Genomic DNA, 15,729 nt, shown 5'->3' with positions numbered 1-15,729 from the left:
AGGGCTTGCCAGCGGTCGCCGGGCGTCGCATCGGTGCGCACTGTTGTCTTGCGAGGTATCGTCTTGCGCGCTCCATTTCTGCTTGCCGCGGTAGCGGCGCTTCTTTCCGGCGGCATGGCCGTCGCGAGCCCGGTTTCGCCGGCCGCGCGTCCCACGACCGCTCCTTCCGCCGATGCACAGGCCAAGGCCTCGGCGGCGCTGCAGGCGCTATTCAAGCAAAGCGACGAGGACAATCTTCGCCGCAATCCGATCAACGCGCTGTTCCGAGGCGACATGCGCTATGCCGACCAGCTCGGCGACAATATCACCGACGCCTATTTCAATGGCGAGCGTGCGGCGGGCAAAAAGGATCTGGCGGCGCTCGCGCGGATCGATCGCGCCGCGCTCTCGACCACCGATCAGCTCGCCTATGATATCTTCAAGTGGCAGACCCAACTCGCGCTTCGCGCCCTGAAGCCCGAGTTGCTGTCGCTGACGGCGGTGCGGCCGATCGACCATTTCACCGGCATTCACACTTTCTATCCCGATCTCGCATCGGGCCAAGGCGTGGCGCCATTCAAGACGGCGAAGGATTATCGCGACAGCATTAGCCGTCATCATCGTTATGCATGGTATATCGACCAGGCGATCCTGCGATTCCGCCAGGGAATGGCAGCAGGCATCGTCCAGCCCAAGCTCGTCGTCCGCAACGTGATCGACCAGCTCGACCTTCAGCTGGCGCAGGGTGTCGAGGGATCGACCTTCTATGCGCCGCTCAAGGCGTTTCCGGCCGATGTCCCCGCGGCCGAGCAGGCGAAGTTGCGCTCCGAGACCGCCGCGGTCATCCGTGACGAGATCCGCCCGGCCTATCAGCGGCTTCGCGACTTCCTCGCCAAGGAATATCTGCCCGCGGCGCGCGACGGAGTCGGCCTGGTCCATATGAAGGGCGGGGCCAAGCTCTATAGCTATCTGATCGAGCAGAACACGACTCTGCCGCTCTCCGCCGACGATGTCCACCGCCTCGGCCTCAGCGAAGTCGCGCGGATCCACCGCGAGATGGAGACGGTCAAGGACCAGGCCGGGTTCAAGGGCACGCTTCCCGAATTCTTCGAATATCTGCGCACCGACGCCAAGTTCCGCCCGGCGAGCAAGGAAGCGCTGCGCGACGAATATTATGCGATCGGCAAGCGCGTCGACGCGCGGGTCGGGGAGATCTTCTCCACCCTGCCCAAGACCCCGCTCGAGATCCGTCCGGTACCCGATTATCGCGAGAAGACCGATGCGGCAGGCTCGTACAACCCGGGCGCGCCGGACGGCTCGCGCCCCGGGGTGTTCTATTACAACACCTACGACCTGCCGTCGCGATCGACCTGGGGCGCGGAGACGCTGTATTTACACGAGGCCGCGCCGGGACACCATTTCCAGATCAGCCTCGCGCAGGAAAACGAGGCGCTGCCCAACTTCATGCGCTTCGGCGGCAACACCGCTTATGTCGAGGGCTGGGCGCTCTACGCCGAGACCTTGTGGGACGAGCTCGGCATGGAGACCGATCCGTACCAGCGCTTCGGCGGGCTCAACGACGAGATGCTGCGCGCGATGCGGCTGGTGGTCGATTCGGGAATCCACGCCAAGGGCTGGACCCGCGACCAGGCGATCAAATACATGCTCGACAACAGCTCGATGGGAAAGACCGACGCGACCAGCGAAGTCGAGCGCTATATCGCGATGCCCGGGCAGGCGCTCGCCTACAAGATCGGCCAGCTCAAGATCCTCGAACTGCGCGCCAAGGCGGAGAAGGCACTGGGCAGCAAGTTCGACCTCAAGGAATTCCACGCGCAGGTGCTGATGACGGGTTCGCTGCCGATGAACATCCTCGAGCAGAAGATCGATCGCTGGATAGCCTCCAAGCGAACCTGACCTTGTCCGCCCGCTTCGCCGCGCATCACCAGGATCTGTCGAGCCTCGTCGCGCAGGGACGCGCGCGCGGGCTGGTCGCACGCGCGGGGCGCGACTTTGCCTCTAACGATTATCTCGCGCTCACCGGGTCGCCGCGCCTGGCTGCTTCGATCACCGAGGCGATCGCGCGGGGCGTGCCGATCGGGTCGGGTGGATCGCGCCTGCTGCGCGGCAACCATGCCGAGCACGAAGCGCTCGAGGCCGAGGCGGCGCACTTCTTCGGCAGCGAGGCGGCATTGTTCTTCTCGAGCGGCTACGCCGCGAACGCGGCATTGCTGTCGACCCTGCCCCAGCGTGGCGACCTCGTCGTCCACGACGCGCTGATCCATGCAAGCGCGCATGAGGGGATGCGGCTCGGCCGCGCCGAAGTACGCATGGCCCGGCACAATGACGTCGCTGCCTTTGCCGAGGCCATCGCCGCGTGGCGGCGCGCAGGGGGCACGGGCCGGGTCTGGATTGCGGTCGAGAGCCTGTACAGCATGGACGGAGACCAGGCGCCGCTGGACGCCCTAGCGGCGCTCGCCGAGCAGTATGACGCCGTCCTGCTGATCGACGAAGCGCACGCTACCGGGGTATTCGGACCCGATGGCCGCGGGCTGGCAGCGGCGCTCGCGGAGCGCGAGGCGGTGATCACGCTTCACACCTGTGGCAAGGCGCTCGGCTGCGAAGGCGCATTACTGTGCGGACCGCAGGTGATGCGCGACTTCCTCGTCAACCGGGGGCGAGCGTTCATCTTCTCCACTGCGCCATCGCCGCTGATCGCTGCGGCAGTGCGCGAGGCGCTACGCATCCTCGCTGACGAGCCCGAGCGCCGCGCGCGGCTGCACGCGCTGATCCGGACGGCAGAGGAGGTGCTGGCGCCGCATGGCGTGGCGGCGACGGGTTCGCAGATCCTGCCCCTGGTGATCGGCGACGACTCCGCGACGATGCGCCGCGCCGCCGCGCTCCAGGCCGCGGGGTTCGACGTGCGGGGGATCCGGCCGCCGACCGTCCCGGCGGGGACGGCGCGGCTGCGGATATCGCTGACCCTCAATATCGAGGCCCGTGACATCCACGCGCTTGCCGAGGCGCTGGCATGAGCCGCGCGATCGTCGTGACCGGCACCGATACCGATATTGGCAAGACCGTGTTCGCCGCGGGCCTCGCCGGAGCATTGGACGGCGCCTATTGGAAGCCGATCCAGGCGGGGCTGGACGACGGCTCGGACAGTGGGACTGTCGCGGCCCTGTCGGGGCTTCCCTTCGATCGCATCCTGCCCGAGGCCTATCGGCTACGTACGCCCTGCTCGCCGCACCGCGCTGCCGAGATCGATGGCGTGGCGATCGACGCGGCGAAGCTGATGCCGCCAGCGTGCGACCGGCCGCTGGTGATCGAAGGGGCAGGGGGCGTGCTCGTTCCCATCACGCGCGAGCTGCTTTACGCCGACCTGTTCGCGCGCTGGCAATTGCCGGTGGTGCTCGTCGCGCGAACCGCGCTCGGCACGATCAACCACAGCCTGATGTCGATCGAGGCGTTGCGCGCGCGCGGCATCGCGATCCTCGGCATCGCCTTTGTCGGCGACGCGAACGAGGACAGCGAGTCGGTGATCGCCCAGATCGGCGGGGTGCGCCGTCTCGGGCGTCTGCCGCGGCTCGACCCGCTCGACCACGCGAGCCTGGCACAGGCATTCGCCGCGGGGCTCCGGATCGCGGATTTCGCCGCGTGAGTTCCCCGGTCTGGCATCCGTTCACTCAGCATGGACTAAGCGAGCCGATCCCGCTGATCGCGCGGACCGAGGGTGCGGCGCTCTATACGCAGGACGGCGCGCGCATCATCGATGCGATCTCGTCCTGGTGGGTGACGACGCACGGTCACGCCCATCCGCGCATCGCGGCGGCGATCGCCGAACAGGCCGCCACGCTCGATCAGATCATCTTCGCCGGCTACACCCACGCGCCCGCCGAGACGCTCGCCGCTGCGCTGGTCGCGATGATGCCCGATCCGCTGGCGCATGTGTTCTTCTCCGACAGCGGCTCGACCAGCGTCGAGGTGGCGCTCAAGATGGCGCTCGGCCTCTGGGCCAATCGCGGCGCGGCGCGGCACGGCATCGTCGTGATGGAGCATAGCTATCACGGCGACACGATCGGTGCGATGTCGGTCGGCGCGCGCGGCGTGTTCAACCAGCCTTATGCGCCGCTGCTGTTCGACGTCGCGACCATTCCGTTCCCCGCAGCCGGCGCCGAACAGGCGACGCTCGACGCGCTCGAGGCGCAGTGTCGCGCGGCACCGGCGGCGCTGATCGTCGAGCCGCTGATCCTGGGGGCGGGCGGCATGAAGATCTATGCGCCTGCCGTGCTCGCCGAGATGCGCGCGATCTGCGCCCGGCACAATGTGCTATTCATCGCCGACGAAGTGATGACCGGCTGGGGACGGACCGGCACCCTGCTGGCCTGCGAGCAGGCGGGGATTGTGCCCGATATCCTGTGCCTGTCGAAGGGCCTGACCGGCGGCGCGGTGCCGCTCGCGGTGACGCTGGCCACCGGCGAGATCTTCGACGCGCATGTTTCGAGCGACCGCGCGCGGATGTTCTTCCATTCGTCGAGCTACACCGCCAATCCGATCGCCTGCGCTGCGGCGAACGGCAACCTCGCGATCTGGCGCGACGAGCCGGTGGCGGAGCGGATCGCCGCGCTGGCGGCGCGTCAGCGGCAACTGCTCGGTGCGATCGCGGAGCATCCCAAGGTTGCCGATGCGCGGCAATTGGGGACGATCACCGCCTTCGAGGTCGAGGCGCCGACGGGCGGCTATCTCTCCTCGGTCGCGCCGCGGCTGACCGCGTTCAGCCGCGAGCGCGGCGTGCTGATCCGCCCATTGGGCAACACCGTCTACGTCATGCCGCCTTATTGCATCGGCGATGACCTCGACACTGTCTATGCGGTCCTCCACGCCTATCTGGAGAGCGACGGATAACCGGTCTTGGGCGCGGCGAAGCCTTGCTGTTTTCCACAGCCATTGCGGTGCCTCGGCCACTACCCATGTTGCCTCCGAGACGCGCGACCCACTAGATGGCCGCTCGCAACCGGAAGATACGAATGACCGCCACCCACTCAACCCGCATGCTGATCCTCGGTTCGGGGCCGGCCGGGCTCTCGGCCGCCATCTATGGCGCGCGAGCCGGGCTCGCGCCGATCGTAGTGCAGGGCATCCAGCCCGGCGGGCAGCTGATGACCACCACCGATGTCGAGAATTATCCCGGCTTCCGCGAGGTGATCCAGGGTCCGTGGCTGATGCAGGAGATGCAGGCGCAGGCCGAGCATGTCGGCGCGCAGATGCTGTGGGACACGATCGTCGAGGTCGATGTCAGCCAGCGGCCATTCCGCATGGTCGGCGATAGCGGCACCGTCTATGTCGGCGACACGCTGGTGATCGCGACGGGTGCGCAGGCGCGCTGGCTCGGGCTCGATTCGGAGGAACTGCTCAAGGGCAAGGGCGTCAGCGCCTGCGCGACCTGCGACGGCTTCTTCTTCCGCGGCAAGAAGGTCGCGGTGATCGGCGGCGGCAATACCGCGGTCGAGGAGGCCTTGTACCTCACCAATCACAGCCACGACGTGACCCTGATCCACCGCCGCGACGGGCTGCGCGCCGAAAAGATCCTTCAGCAGCGGCTGTTCGCCAATGAGCGGATCTCGACTTTGTGGAACAAGAAGGTCGAGCGCTTCATCGACGGCGGCGGCGTGACCGGGCTGGTCGGGATCGAACTCAAGGACACCGTGACCGGCGAGCTTTCGACGATCGACGTCGATGGCGGATTCGTCGCAATCGGCCATCATCCCGCGACCGAATTGTTCCGCGGGCACATCGCCCTCGACGAAGACGGCTATATCGCCGTCGAGAAAGGCACCACGCGCACCAACGTGCCCGGCGTGTTCGCCTGCGGCGACGTGATGGACAAGCATTATCGCCAGGCGATCACCGCGGCGGGCACCGGCTGCATGGCCGCGCTGGACGCCGAGCGCTTCCTCGCCGAGGCGGATTTCGAGCAGGTCGCCGAAGCGGCGGAGTAGCGCCGGAACGTGGCGAACATCGCCTACAGGCGGGCGCAGACTTCCTCGAACAGCCAGTCCTTGTCCGACTGCGACGCGAAGCTGTGGCTGGCGCTGTCGCGCTCGACGAGGCTGGCCCGGGCGCGGGCCTCGGCGAACGATTGGCCGGCATAAGCATGGGCGAAGGTGATCGCGGTGTTGTCGCGCTTCGCGAGCAGGATCGTGATCGGGATCTGCGCCTGGCCTAATGCCGCGGAGAGGCGGGCGGGGAGGTCTGTCGGTCGTTCATATTTTGTGCGAAAGACTTTCATCAAACCACTGAATAACTTACGAATATCCACGCCGCCGCGCGCGAGGCGCAACCATACTGCGGGGTCGCGCAGGCGCTCGGCATAGTGCGCGCGGATGGCGGCGGCGGGAGGCAGATCGTCGGTCGGCTCGATCAGCCAGGGGTTGGCGAGGACCAGGGCGTCGATGTCGGCCGGGGCGTGGAAGAAAGCGAGCGCGGTGGCGGCGTCGCAATTGCCGTAGGCTGTGATCCGAGTGACGCCGGTTTCAGCGCGGAAGATTGCGGCGGCGGCGGCGATGTCTTCGGCGCTGCTCTCGAACCCGCGATTGTCACCGGTCGAATCGCCGATGCCGCGGCGATCGAAGCGGAATACGGGGCGGCCGGCTTCGGCGACGCGCTGAGCGAGCAAGGCCATACCGCGATGCGCGCCGACGCGGATCTCGTTGCCGCCCGAGACGATCAGCAGGCCGGTGGTACCCGGTGCTTCGTCGAGCGTACCGAGCAAGGTTTCGTCGGCACAGGGGAATTCGATCAGCCTTCGCATGTGCGGACCCAGGCGGCGATGTCGTCGGCGAGGCGCTTTGCGAGGAGGCGATCATTGGCGGGCTCCGAGCGCCGCCAGAGTGGAGCGCCGGGCACATGGCGGTCGGCGGGGCGGGTGTCGCTTTCGAGGCGGACGGTGCGGCGTTGCGCGGCGATACCGGCGGTCTGCAACTCGCCGAGCAGGACCGGCGAGACCGGATTGCCGGCATAGTCGCCGCTCGCCCGGCGCAGCCGTTCGAGTTCGCGGAGCAGTTCGGGGCCGGTGCTCGGCGCCAGATGCCAGCGGCCAACCAGCATTGCGGTAGCGTCGAGCAGCGCACCGCTGCGGATGCCGATGGCGGTGGCGGGTCTGCCGATATGGCGCACTGCGGCGGCAAAGGCATCGCGCAGCGTGGCAAGGCGGACCGCATCGGTGGGGACGAGGCTTTCGCCCTGGCCGGGTAGATCGGGAAGCGCGCCTGCGATCCCCCGCTCGGCCAGCGCACGCAAGATGGCCACCACGAAGGCGCGGGTGCGATTGGCCTCCTCGAACAAGGGAAGCGCCGCGACGACGACCGAACCGGTGGCGGGACCGAAGCGAAGCATCGCCTCGCGCCCGCCGGCCCAATCATATCGATCGATCAACCGAGCGCCTTGTCGGCCGCGAAGCGGGTGAGCGCGCCGAAGCTTTCGAGCATTTCGCCATCGACTTCGTCGTCTTCGATCAGGATGCCAAGCCGGTCCTCGATCTCGGTGAGCACGCCCGCCACCGCAAGCGAATCCAGTTCGGGCAATGCACCGAACAGCGGCGTATCCTCGTGAAACGCTGTGGCGCGTTCCTCGCTCAATCCCAGCACGTCGCGGAGCACGCCGCGAACTGCTGCTTCAACCTCTGCGAACCCTTCGCGCTGCAATGCCTATCCCCTGCCAGCGATTTTTCGTTGCCCTAAGGCTTGGCGGGTGCGCTGCCAAGGCCAGGGTCCGTGCTGAATACCCGCAATGGCCGGGACGGAGCCGATTTTGGTGCACAGGGAGGAACGAGGAGGGAGCGATGCGATGTCATCGTGACCGACGAGTAACGTGGCTGTGCGCCAAAATGAGCAGGTGAAACTGCCCCCGGCAGTTTCAGTCGTGCCTGGGAGGCACGACGACCTGCTCATCCCGCCGCTTCGCGGTCGCCCGGAGACGAACGCTGGACTGCGTCAGCTCACTTGCACGGGCCATCAGCCCGCGCTGCGCGAGCTTCCTTGCCAGCGCCCGTCTCCGGGCGATCACGGCCGTTGTGGGCATTCAGCACGGACCCTAAGGTCAACCGCGATGATTGCGCTCGATCCCGTTCCTAGACCCATCGACACCCTGCCCGCGCGAGGCGCAGCCGATGCGGTGGCGCTCGAAGATCGTGCGGGAACGCTGACCTACGCCGAGTTGGAGGTGCGCGTCGGCACGATCGCACACTGGCTGACCAGGCAGGAGCTGGCCCCAGGCGATCGCGTCGCGACCTGGCTACCCAAAACGCGCACGGCGTGCCTGATGCCGCTGGCGGCGCCGCGCGCAGGAGTGGTGCATGTGCCGATCAACCCTGTGCTCAAGCGTGCGCAGGTCGCGCACATCCTGGCCGATAGTGGTGCGCGCGTGCTGGTAACCCAGGTCGCCCGGATCGCGGCGCTCGAACCCGGGGACGTGCCCGCGGATTGCCGGATCGTCGTCGAAGAAGAGCTGGTCTCGGGCGATGCGCTGCAGCCTTCGGCCGTCGATCCGGATATGCTTGCGGCGATCCTCTATACCTCAGGCTCGACCGGGCGGCCGAAAGGCGTGATGCTCAGCCACGCCAATTTGTGGCTGGGTGCCATCAGCGTAGCGCATTACCTTCATATTGGTTCTGAAGATGGCGTGCTCGGCGTGTTACCGCTCAGTTTCGACTACGGGCAGAATCAATTGTTCTCGACCTGGGCTGCGGGGGGGCGCGTGGTCCCGCTCGATTACCTCACCGCACGCGACGTGGTGAAGGCGGTCGAGCGTCATGACGTCACCAGCCTGGCCGGCGTGCCGCCGCTCTGGGTACAGCTTCTCGAAGCCGATTGGCCGGCGGAGACCGCGGCACGGCTGAAGCGGCTGACCAACTCGGGTGGGGCGCTGACGCCCCGGATGGTGCGTGGGCTCCGTGTGCAGTTTCCGCAGGCCGATCTCTATCCGATGTACGGACTTACCGAGGCATTTCGCTCGACCTTCCTCGAACCCGCGCTGGTCGATGCGCATCCCGAATCGATTGGACGGGCGATACCGTTTGCCGAGATCCTCGTGGTGCGGCCGGACGGCAGCCGTGCGGCGGCGGGCGAGGCGGGCGAACTGGTCCATGCGGGGCCGCTGGTGGCGCAGGGCTATTGGCACGATGCCGAGCGCACCGCGCAGCGCTTTCGTCCGGCGCCCGAATTCGCCACAAGCGGCAGCATGGCGGTGTGGTCGGGAGATACGGTGGTCGAGGATGCCGATGGCCTACTGCGTTTCGTCGGGCGCGACGACGAGATGATCAAGAGCGCTGGCAACCGGATCAGCCCGACCGAAATCGAGGATGCGGTGCTGAGCGGCGGCGAAGTGGTCGAGGCGGCCGCATTCGGGGTGACGGACGAGCGGCTAGGGCAGGCCATCGTGGTGGTGGCGCGCGGCGACGGCAGCCGCGAGGAAGATCTGCGCGCGCGGCTTCGGCGCGAGCTGCCGAGCTTCATGCAGCCGGCGTGCTATGAGTGGCGAGGGGCGTTGCCGCGAAATGCGAACGGCAAGCTGGATCGAGCGGCTTTGAAGGCTTCCCTAACATCCGTTCGCGCTGAGCCTGTCGAAGCGCCGCCCTTCCCCGTGAGCGGTGGACAAGAGACGAGCGGGCCTTCGACAGGCTCAGGCCGAACGGGCGGAGGCGGGTTGTGACCCCCAAGCCTTTTGGCCCTATCCCGCCTGAATTTCGCGACCTCGATGCGCTGCCCTGGCGAAACGAGGCCACGCCTGCTTACGTCTATGATCTCAGCATCGTGGCAGCGCGGATCGCGCGGTTGCGGGCGGCGCTGCCACGCCAGGTGGCGGTGCATTATGCAATCAAGGCTAACCCCTTGCCGGCCTTGCTCACGGCGATCGCGCCTTTGGTCGACGGCCTTGACGTCGCCTCGGCAGGTGAGATGGACAAGGCGCTCGACGTCATGGCGGCAGACGCGATCAGCTTCGCCGGGCCGGGCAAGCGCGACGCAGAGATCGAACTCGCGATACGCGCCGGGGTCACCCTCAATATCGAGTCCGAAGCGGAGGGGCAGCGCGCACTGGCGATCGGCGGGATGCTGGGGATGCTGCCGCGGCTAGCGGTGCGGGTCAACCCGGATTTCGAGCTGCGCGGATCAGGGATGAAGATGGGCGGGCGCGCCTCGCCCTTCGGTGTCGAGGCGGCGCATGTCGCTGGCTTGGTCAAGCGGCTGATCCTCGGCGGTGCGGAGTGGCGCGGGCTGCATATCTATGCCGGCTCGCAGTCGCTCGACACCCAGGCGGTGATCGAGACTCAGGCGGCGACAGTGATGCTCGCGGCGCGGATCGCCGAGGAAGCGCGCCGCGCGCCGCCGCTCGTCAATCTCGGCGGCGGGTTCGGGATTCCCTATTTTCCCGGAGATACGCCGCTCGACGTCGAGGCGATCGGCGCGGCTTTGGCGGGGGAGCTCGACAAGTTCGACACCCAATATGCGATCGAGCTTGGGCGTTGGCTGGTAGGCGAGGCGGGCGTGTATCTCGCCCGGGTCGTCGATCGCAAGGTAAGCCAGGGGGAGACTTTCCTGGTCGTCGACGGGGGGCTCAACCATCATCTTGCCGCTACCGGCAATTTCGGGACGGTGGTTCGCCGCAACTATCCACTTGCGGTCGCGCACCGGATGCAGGATCCCGCGGAGGAGGTTGTGACGATCGTCGGACCGCTCTGCACGCCGCTAGACCGGCTCGCCGACCGCGTGTCGCTGCCCCGAGCCGATGTGGGTGACGTCATCGCGATTTTCGCTTCCGGCGCGTACGGCGCCAGCGCGAGCCCGGCGGCGTTCCTCGGCCACCCGCCGGCGCGCGAGCTGCTGGTCGGCACGCCGGCCGGTTCGGGCAACGCCTAACGCTATCTTTACCTCTCAAGACCATAGCTGGCCCTGATCCAGGCGGGGGAGCGGCCGAGACGTTGGCCGCGCCCGACCCCGCCGGGGAGGGAGCTCGAACATGGTTTTCAAGTCGTTTGGCAGGGTTTTGGCGGGAGTTGGCGTCATTGCCGCCGCGCTTTCGGGATGCTCCGGGGGGAGCCGCCCCGAACTGCCGCCCGCAGGCAGCGTCGCGACGCGCGAGTTGCCGAGCGACGAATATGTCATCGGCCCGATGGACCAGCTCAACATCTTCGTGTGGCGCAATCCCGAGCTGTCGGCGAAGGTGCAGGTGCGCCCAGACGGCCGGATCACCACGCCGCTGATCAGTGACATGCCCGCGGTCGGCAAGACCCCGGCGATGCTCGCGGACGATCTGAAATACGCGCTCGGCGAATATATCAAGGATCCGATCGTCTCGGTGATCGTCGAGAATTTCTCGGGCACCTACAGCCAGCAGATCCGCGTGGTCGGCGCCACCGGCAAGCCGGCGTCGATCCCGTACCGCGCCAACATGACCGCGCTCGACGCGATGATCGCGGTCGGCGGGCTCGGCGAATTCGCCTCGGGCAATCGCGCGCGGCTGGTCCGCTACGACAAGGCGACCGGCAAGCAGCGCGAGTACAAGGTGCGCCTCGGCGACCTGCTCAAGAATGGCGACATTTCGGCGAACGTCCGGCTCGAGCCCGGCGATGTGCTGATCGTCCCCGAGAGCATGTTCTGAGGTCGACGGCAGATGAATAGCCTTTTCGACGAAGTGCGCGCGGCGCTCCACGCGATCTGGATGCGGCGTTGGATCGCGCTCGCCGTCGCTTGGGCATTGTGTCTCGCAGGCTGGTTCGTCGTGTCGCGCATGCCGAACAGCTACGAATCGCATGCGCGGGTCTTCGTCCAGCTCCGCCAGATCCTGCCCGATGGCAGCGCGGCGGCACAGCAGCAGCGCGACATCGATCGCATCCGCCAGACGCTGACCTCGACGGTCAACTTGGAAAAGGTGGTGCGCGGCACCGATCTCTCGAAGACCGCGTCGAGCGACCGTGAGATCTCGGAGCGCGCGGCAGGGCTGCGCACCGCGATCAAGCTGACCGCGCAGCAGGACAATTTGTTCGAGATCGTCGTGACCGCCTCGAGCGGCAAGCTCGCGCAGCAGATCGCCCAGAAAGTGATCGACATCTTCGTCGAGGAGAACCTCGCCGATGGCCGCGACGCGAACGGGCAGTCGCTGCGCTTCCTCGACCAGCAGCTCGAAGTGCGCCAGAAGGCGCTGCAGGAGGCCGAGGCCAAGAAAGCCGATTTCCAGGCGCGCTATCTGGGGTCGCTGCCCGGCACCGGTTCGCTCAACGACCGGATGAGCGCGGCGCGCACCCAGCTGGCGCAGGTCCAGTCGGACCTCGCCGCGGCACAGGGCGGATTGAACGCCGTTAGCGGTCAGATGGCCGGGACGCCGATGAACACCGCAGGGCAGGGCGCGGTCACCGGCCCCGCGCGCGCGCGGCTCGCGGCGATTCAGGGCCAGCTGGCCGAGGGCCGCAGCCGCGGCTGGACCGACAGCCATCCCGACATGATCGCGCTGCGCAGCCAGCTCGCCCAGGCACAGGCCGCCGCGCGGGCCGAGCCGGTGGTCAGCGGGGCCGCGGGCGCTTCGAACCCGCTCTATCTGAGCCTCCAGTCGATGCGCGCCGACAAGGCGGCGACCGTCGCCGCGCTCACCCAGCGCAAGGATCAGATCGAAAGCGACATCGCCCAGTTCGAGGGCAAGATGGCCCAGGCGCCCGGCGTCGCCGCCGAGCAGGGCGAGATCGACCGCGAATATCAGGTCCTCAAGGACCAATATGACAAACTGCTCTCGGATCGCGAGCAGATACGCATCAGCAGCCAGGCGCAGAGCGAGATGGATGCGGTCAAGTTCAATGTCGTCGACCCGCCGACGCTGCCGCGCGCGCCGACCAAGCCCAATCGGCCGTTGCTGCTTGCGGCGGTGCTGATCGCCGGTCTCGGCGCCGGTGTCGCCACTGCGTTCGGGCTCGACAAATTGACCACGACCTTCCCGACCGCGTCCCGGCTCGAAAAGGTCAGCGGTATGCCGGTGATCGGCTCGATCTCCGAGGTGCTGAGCGCGGCGCAGATCGAAATCCGCCGTCGCAAGCTGTTGCTGTTCGCGGGCGCCTCGGCGGCCTTGGCGGTGGCTTTCGTCGGGCTGCTCGGGCTCGAGTTCGCGCAGCGCGGCATGGGGGCCTGAGATGAACGACGAGACTCCCCGGCGCCTGCGCGGCTCGCTGCTCGAACGGGCAGCCGAGCAATATGGCTATCTGCGTCCGCTCACGCCGCCGGCCGCGCCGCTCACCACGGTCGAAGACGAAGAGCCGCTGACGCTCAGCGAACTCGCGCCCGCCGAGCCGGCGCCCGAGCCGATCGCTGTCGAGGCGCCTGCGCCGGAGCCGGTGCGCCGTCCCGAGCCACAGCCCGCGGGCGCCGGTCGCCAGCAGGCAGCGATCGACCGTATCGCGCTGCGCGAAGGCGGGATGCTCGTTCCCGGCGACCGCGTCACCGCGATGGCGGAGGAATTCCGCATGGTGAAGCGCCAGCTGCTGCTCACCGCACGGACCGTGGCCGCGCAGGACGGCGCCAAGGCAGCCGACCGCGCGCGGATGATCCTGGTCTGTTCGGCGCAGCCCGACGAGGGCAAGACCTTCTGCGCGATCAACCTCGCGCTTTCGATGGCCGCCGAGAAGGACGTCGAGATCCTCCTCGTCGATGCCGATTTCGGCAAACCCGACGTCCTCGACCGCCTCGGCCTGCCCGACGGGCCCGGCCTGCTCGACGCGCTTGCTGGCGCGGTCGACGTCGAGGACTGCATCATCGAGACCGACGTGCCGCAGCTTTCGGTGTTGCCCGCGGGCACGCGCACCAACGGCGATACCGAATTGCTGGCGAGCGAACGCGCCCGCCGGCTCCTTGACGGGCTGGCCAAGGCCAATCCGCGCCGCATCGTGATCTTCGATTCGCCGCCCGCGCTTGCCGCCTCGCCCGCCTCGGTGCTCGCCACGCATGCCGGGCAGGCGATGCTCGTCGTCCGCGCTGACCGCACCAGCGAGAGCGACCTGCGCGAAGCGGTCAACACGCTCGACGGCTGCGAGCACATCCAGTTGCTGCTCAACTCGGTTTCGTTCCAGCCCGGCGGACGCCGGTTCGGGAACTATTATGGGGAGGCGGGTGAATGACCCGGCTTGTTCTGATCGCGACGGCTGCTCTGGTGTGCACGGCGCTGCCGGCGCATGCCCAACGCACGCGGGTGTCGCCCTATATCGAAGCGAGCCAGGTGCTCATCTCCGACCTCAACAATGGCGGCGACCTGCTCACCTATTCGACGCTCGGCGCCGGGATCGACGCGCAGGCAACCAGCCGCCGTGTCGAGGTGCAGGTCAGCTACCGCTACGAGCGTCGCTTCTCCTACGACCGCGACCTTGCCGACGATTCGACGCATAGCGGCCTCGCCCAGGTCCGCGCCCGGATCACCCCGGAGCTGACGCTCGAGGGCGGGGCGATCGCCGCGCGCAGCCGTTCGGACATTCGCGGCGATTCGCTCGCGACGTCGCAGGGCAACGTCCGCAACAGCAGCCAGGTCTTCTCGGCCTATGCCGGTCCCAATCTCGCGACCCATGTCGGCGCGGTGTTCGCCAACGCCGCCTATCGCTTCGGCTATACCAAGGTCGAGGCGCCGAACGCTGGCACCGGCGTCGCTCCCGGCCAGCCGCCGCTCGACCGCTATGACGATTCGACCGTGCATGTTGCGACTGCCAGCGTCGGGGTGAAATCGGGCCAGGGGCTGCCGGTCGGCGTCACCGCGAGCGGATCGTTCACCCGAGAGGACGCCGGCCAACTCGACCAGAGCTTCGAAGGCAAGTTCGGCCGCGGCGACGTTGTGCTCCCCGTCGGCCGCACCGTCGCGTTGACTGCCGGCGTCGGTTACGAGAAGATCGAGATCAGCCAGCGCGACGCGCTGCTGAGCAACGGCGTGCCGGTGATCGACCGCAATGGCCGCTTCGTCACCGATCCCGCCTCGCCGCGCCGGATCGCATATAATTTCGACGGCACTTTCTGGGATGCAGGCGTGATCTGGCGCCCGAGCCGCCGCACCTTCCTCGAGGCACGCGCTGGACGCCGCTACGGCTCGATGAGCTATACCGGTTCGGCGAGCTATCAGATCGGCCCGGGCAGCGGCGTGCAGATCGGTGTATATGACAGCGTCGAGACCTTCGGGCAGGAACTCAACGGCCAGCTCACCAAGCTGCCGACGGCGTTCCTCACTACCACCGATCCGTTCGGGAACCAGTTCGGCGGCTGCATCTACGGCACCACCGGCGCCGCGGCGGGCGGCTGCCTCAATCAGGTGTTCTCGTCGACCGTCACCTCGGCCTATCGTGCGCGCGGCGTCGCCGGCGTGGCGGTGCTCAATCGCAACGGCACGCAGATCGGCGTGGGCGGCGGCTATGCGCGCCGCACTTTCCTGACGCCGCAGAGCGTCGGCGGGGTGAGCATCGACGGCACGTCGGACGAGAGCGTCTATGCGCAAATGTTCGCGGCGAGCGGCGTCGGCCGCAACGGATCGATCAGCACCAGCGTGTTCGGCAGCTATAGCGACAGCGACCTCGCCGAGGGGCAGGGCGTCTTCGGCTATGGCGCCAACACCGCATACACGCATATGTTCGGACCGCTCAGCGCGACTGCGTCGCTCGGGCTGTTCGGTTTCGACAGGGAAGGCGACAACAATGCTTCCGCGCAGGCGCAGGCATTGGTGGGCCTCCGTTACGGCTTCTAG

At 67.6% G+C, this 15,729-nt stretch carries 14 protein-coding genes; 11 read left to right on the top strand and 3 right to left on the bottom strand.

Going from position 1 to position 15,729, the window contains the following annotated elements; genetic code table 11:
• Nucleotides 1-114 precede the first annotated feature (114 nt).
• The 5 genes from AC3WJI_RS01370 (at nucleotide 115) to trxB (ending at nucleotide 5,978) form a co-directional block, all read left to right on the top strand.
• Nucleotides 115-1,896 (top strand): DUF885 domain-containing protein, encoded by a 1,782-nt coding sequence (locus AC3WJI_RS01370; protein WP_492755435.1) that lies wholly within the window; start codon nucleotides 115-117, stop codon nucleotides 1,894-1,896.
• Nucleotides 1,893-3,014: an 8-amino-7-oxononanoate synthase gene (locus AC3WJI_RS01365; RefSeq protein ID WP_492755542.1), complete on the top strand. Its 1,122-nt coding sequence runs from the start codon at nucleotides 1,893-1,895 to the stop codon at nucleotides 3,012-3,014. Before AC3WJI_RS01370 ends, AC3WJI_RS01365 begins: the two co-directional genes overlap by 4 nt.
• Entirely contained in the window at nucleotides 3,011-3,640 is a 630-nt protein-coding gene (bioD, locus tag AC3WJI_RS01360) for a dethiobiotin synthase (protein WP_492755434.1), read from the top strand. The genes AC3WJI_RS01365 and bioD overlap by 4 nt, the downstream gene beginning before the upstream one ends.
• On the top strand, nucleotides 3,637-4,884 hold the full coding sequence (locus AC3WJI_RS01355; protein ID WP_492755433.1) for an adenosylmethionine--8-amino-7-oxononanoate transaminase: 1,248 nt from the start codon (nucleotides 3,637-3,639) through the stop codon (nucleotides 4,882-4,884). Before bioD ends, AC3WJI_RS01355 begins: the two co-directional genes overlap by 4 nt.
• 122 nt (nucleotides 4,885-5,006) lie before the next feature.
• On the top strand, nucleotides 5,007-5,978 hold the full coding sequence (trxB, locus tag AC3WJI_RS01350; RefSeq protein WP_492755432.1) for a thioredoxin-disulfide reductase: 972 nt from the start codon (nucleotides 5,007-5,009) through the stop codon (nucleotides 5,976-5,978).
• 23 nt (nucleotides 5,979-6,001) lie between these two features.
• On the opposite strand, the gene AC3WJI_RS01345 is transcribed toward trxB, so the two are convergent.
• Genes AC3WJI_RS01345 through AC3WJI_RS01335 form a run of 3 tightly spaced genes read right to left on the bottom strand, consistent with a single transcriptional unit; the run spans nucleotide 6,002 to nucleotide 7,637 of the window.
• Entirely contained in the window at nucleotides 6,002-6,790 is a 789-nt protein-coding gene (locus AC3WJI_RS01345; protein ID WP_492755431.1) for a hydrolase 1, exosortase A system-associated, read from the bottom strand.
• The gene (locus AC3WJI_RS01340; RefSeq protein ID WP_492755430.1) at nucleotides 6,778-7,413 is read right to left on the bottom strand and encodes a hypothetical protein; all 636 of its coding nucleotides are present in this window, start codon (nucleotides 7,411-7,413) and stop codon (nucleotides 6,778-6,780) included. Before AC3WJI_RS01340 ends, AC3WJI_RS01345 begins: the two co-directional genes overlap by 13 nt.
• Entirely contained in the window at nucleotides 7,410-7,637 is a 228-nt protein-coding gene (locus AC3WJI_RS01335) for a phosphopantetheine-binding protein (RefSeq protein ID WP_492755429.1), read from the bottom strand. Before AC3WJI_RS01335 ends, AC3WJI_RS01340 begins: the two co-directional genes overlap by 4 nt.
• 448 nt (nucleotides 7,638-8,085) lie before the next feature.
• Here AC3WJI_RS01335 and AC3WJI_RS01330 point away from each other — a divergent pair, with 448 nt between their 5' ends.
• The 6 genes from AC3WJI_RS01330 to AC3WJI_RS01305 all read left to right on the top strand — a co-directional run bounded on the left by AC3WJI_RS01330 (nucleotide 8,086) and on the right by AC3WJI_RS01305 (nucleotide 15,729).
• Complete coding sequence (locus AC3WJI_RS01330; protein ID WP_492755428.1) at nucleotides 8,086-9,687, top strand: acyl-CoA ligase (AMP-forming), exosortase A system-associated; 1,602 nt, start codon at nucleotides 8,086-8,088, stop codon at nucleotides 9,685-9,687.
• Nucleotides 9,684-10,892 (top strand): pyridoxal-dependent decarboxylase, exosortase A system-associated, encoded by a 1,209-nt coding sequence (locus AC3WJI_RS01325; protein ID WP_492755427.1) that lies wholly within the window; start codon nucleotides 9,684-9,686, stop codon nucleotides 10,890-10,892. The genes AC3WJI_RS01330 and AC3WJI_RS01325 overlap by 4 nt, the downstream gene beginning before the upstream one ends.
• A gap of 100 nt (nucleotides 10,893-10,992) precedes the next feature.
• The gene (locus tag AC3WJI_RS01320) at nucleotides 10,993-11,634 is read left to right on the top strand and encodes an XrtA/PEP-CTERM system exopolysaccharide export protein (protein WP_492755426.1); all 642 of its coding nucleotides are present in this window, start codon (nucleotides 10,993-10,995) and stop codon (nucleotides 11,632-11,634) included.
• A gap of 12 nt (nucleotides 11,635-11,646) precedes the next feature.
• Nucleotides 11,647-13,149 carry an XrtA system polysaccharide chain length determinant gene (locus AC3WJI_RS01315; protein WP_492755425.1) on the top strand — a complete coding sequence of 501 codons (1,503 nt, stop codon included), beginning with the start codon at nucleotides 11,647-11,649 and terminating at the stop codon, nucleotides 13,147-13,149.
• Between the two features lies 1 nt (nucleotide 13,150).
• Complete coding sequence (locus AC3WJI_RS01310) at nucleotides 13,151-14,131, top strand: AAA family ATPase (RefSeq protein ID WP_492755424.1); 981 nt, start codon at nucleotides 13,151-13,153, stop codon at nucleotides 14,129-14,131.
• Complete coding sequence (locus AC3WJI_RS01305) at nucleotides 14,128-15,729, top strand: hypothetical protein (protein WP_492755423.1); 1,602 nt, start codon at nucleotides 14,128-14,130, stop codon at nucleotides 15,727-15,729. Before AC3WJI_RS01310 ends, AC3WJI_RS01305 begins: the two co-directional genes overlap by 4 nt.

The organism is Sphingomonas sp. FW306-1B-B10E, assembly GCF_058782005.1.
This window is presented reverse-complemented; position numbering and strand designations above follow the sequence as displayed.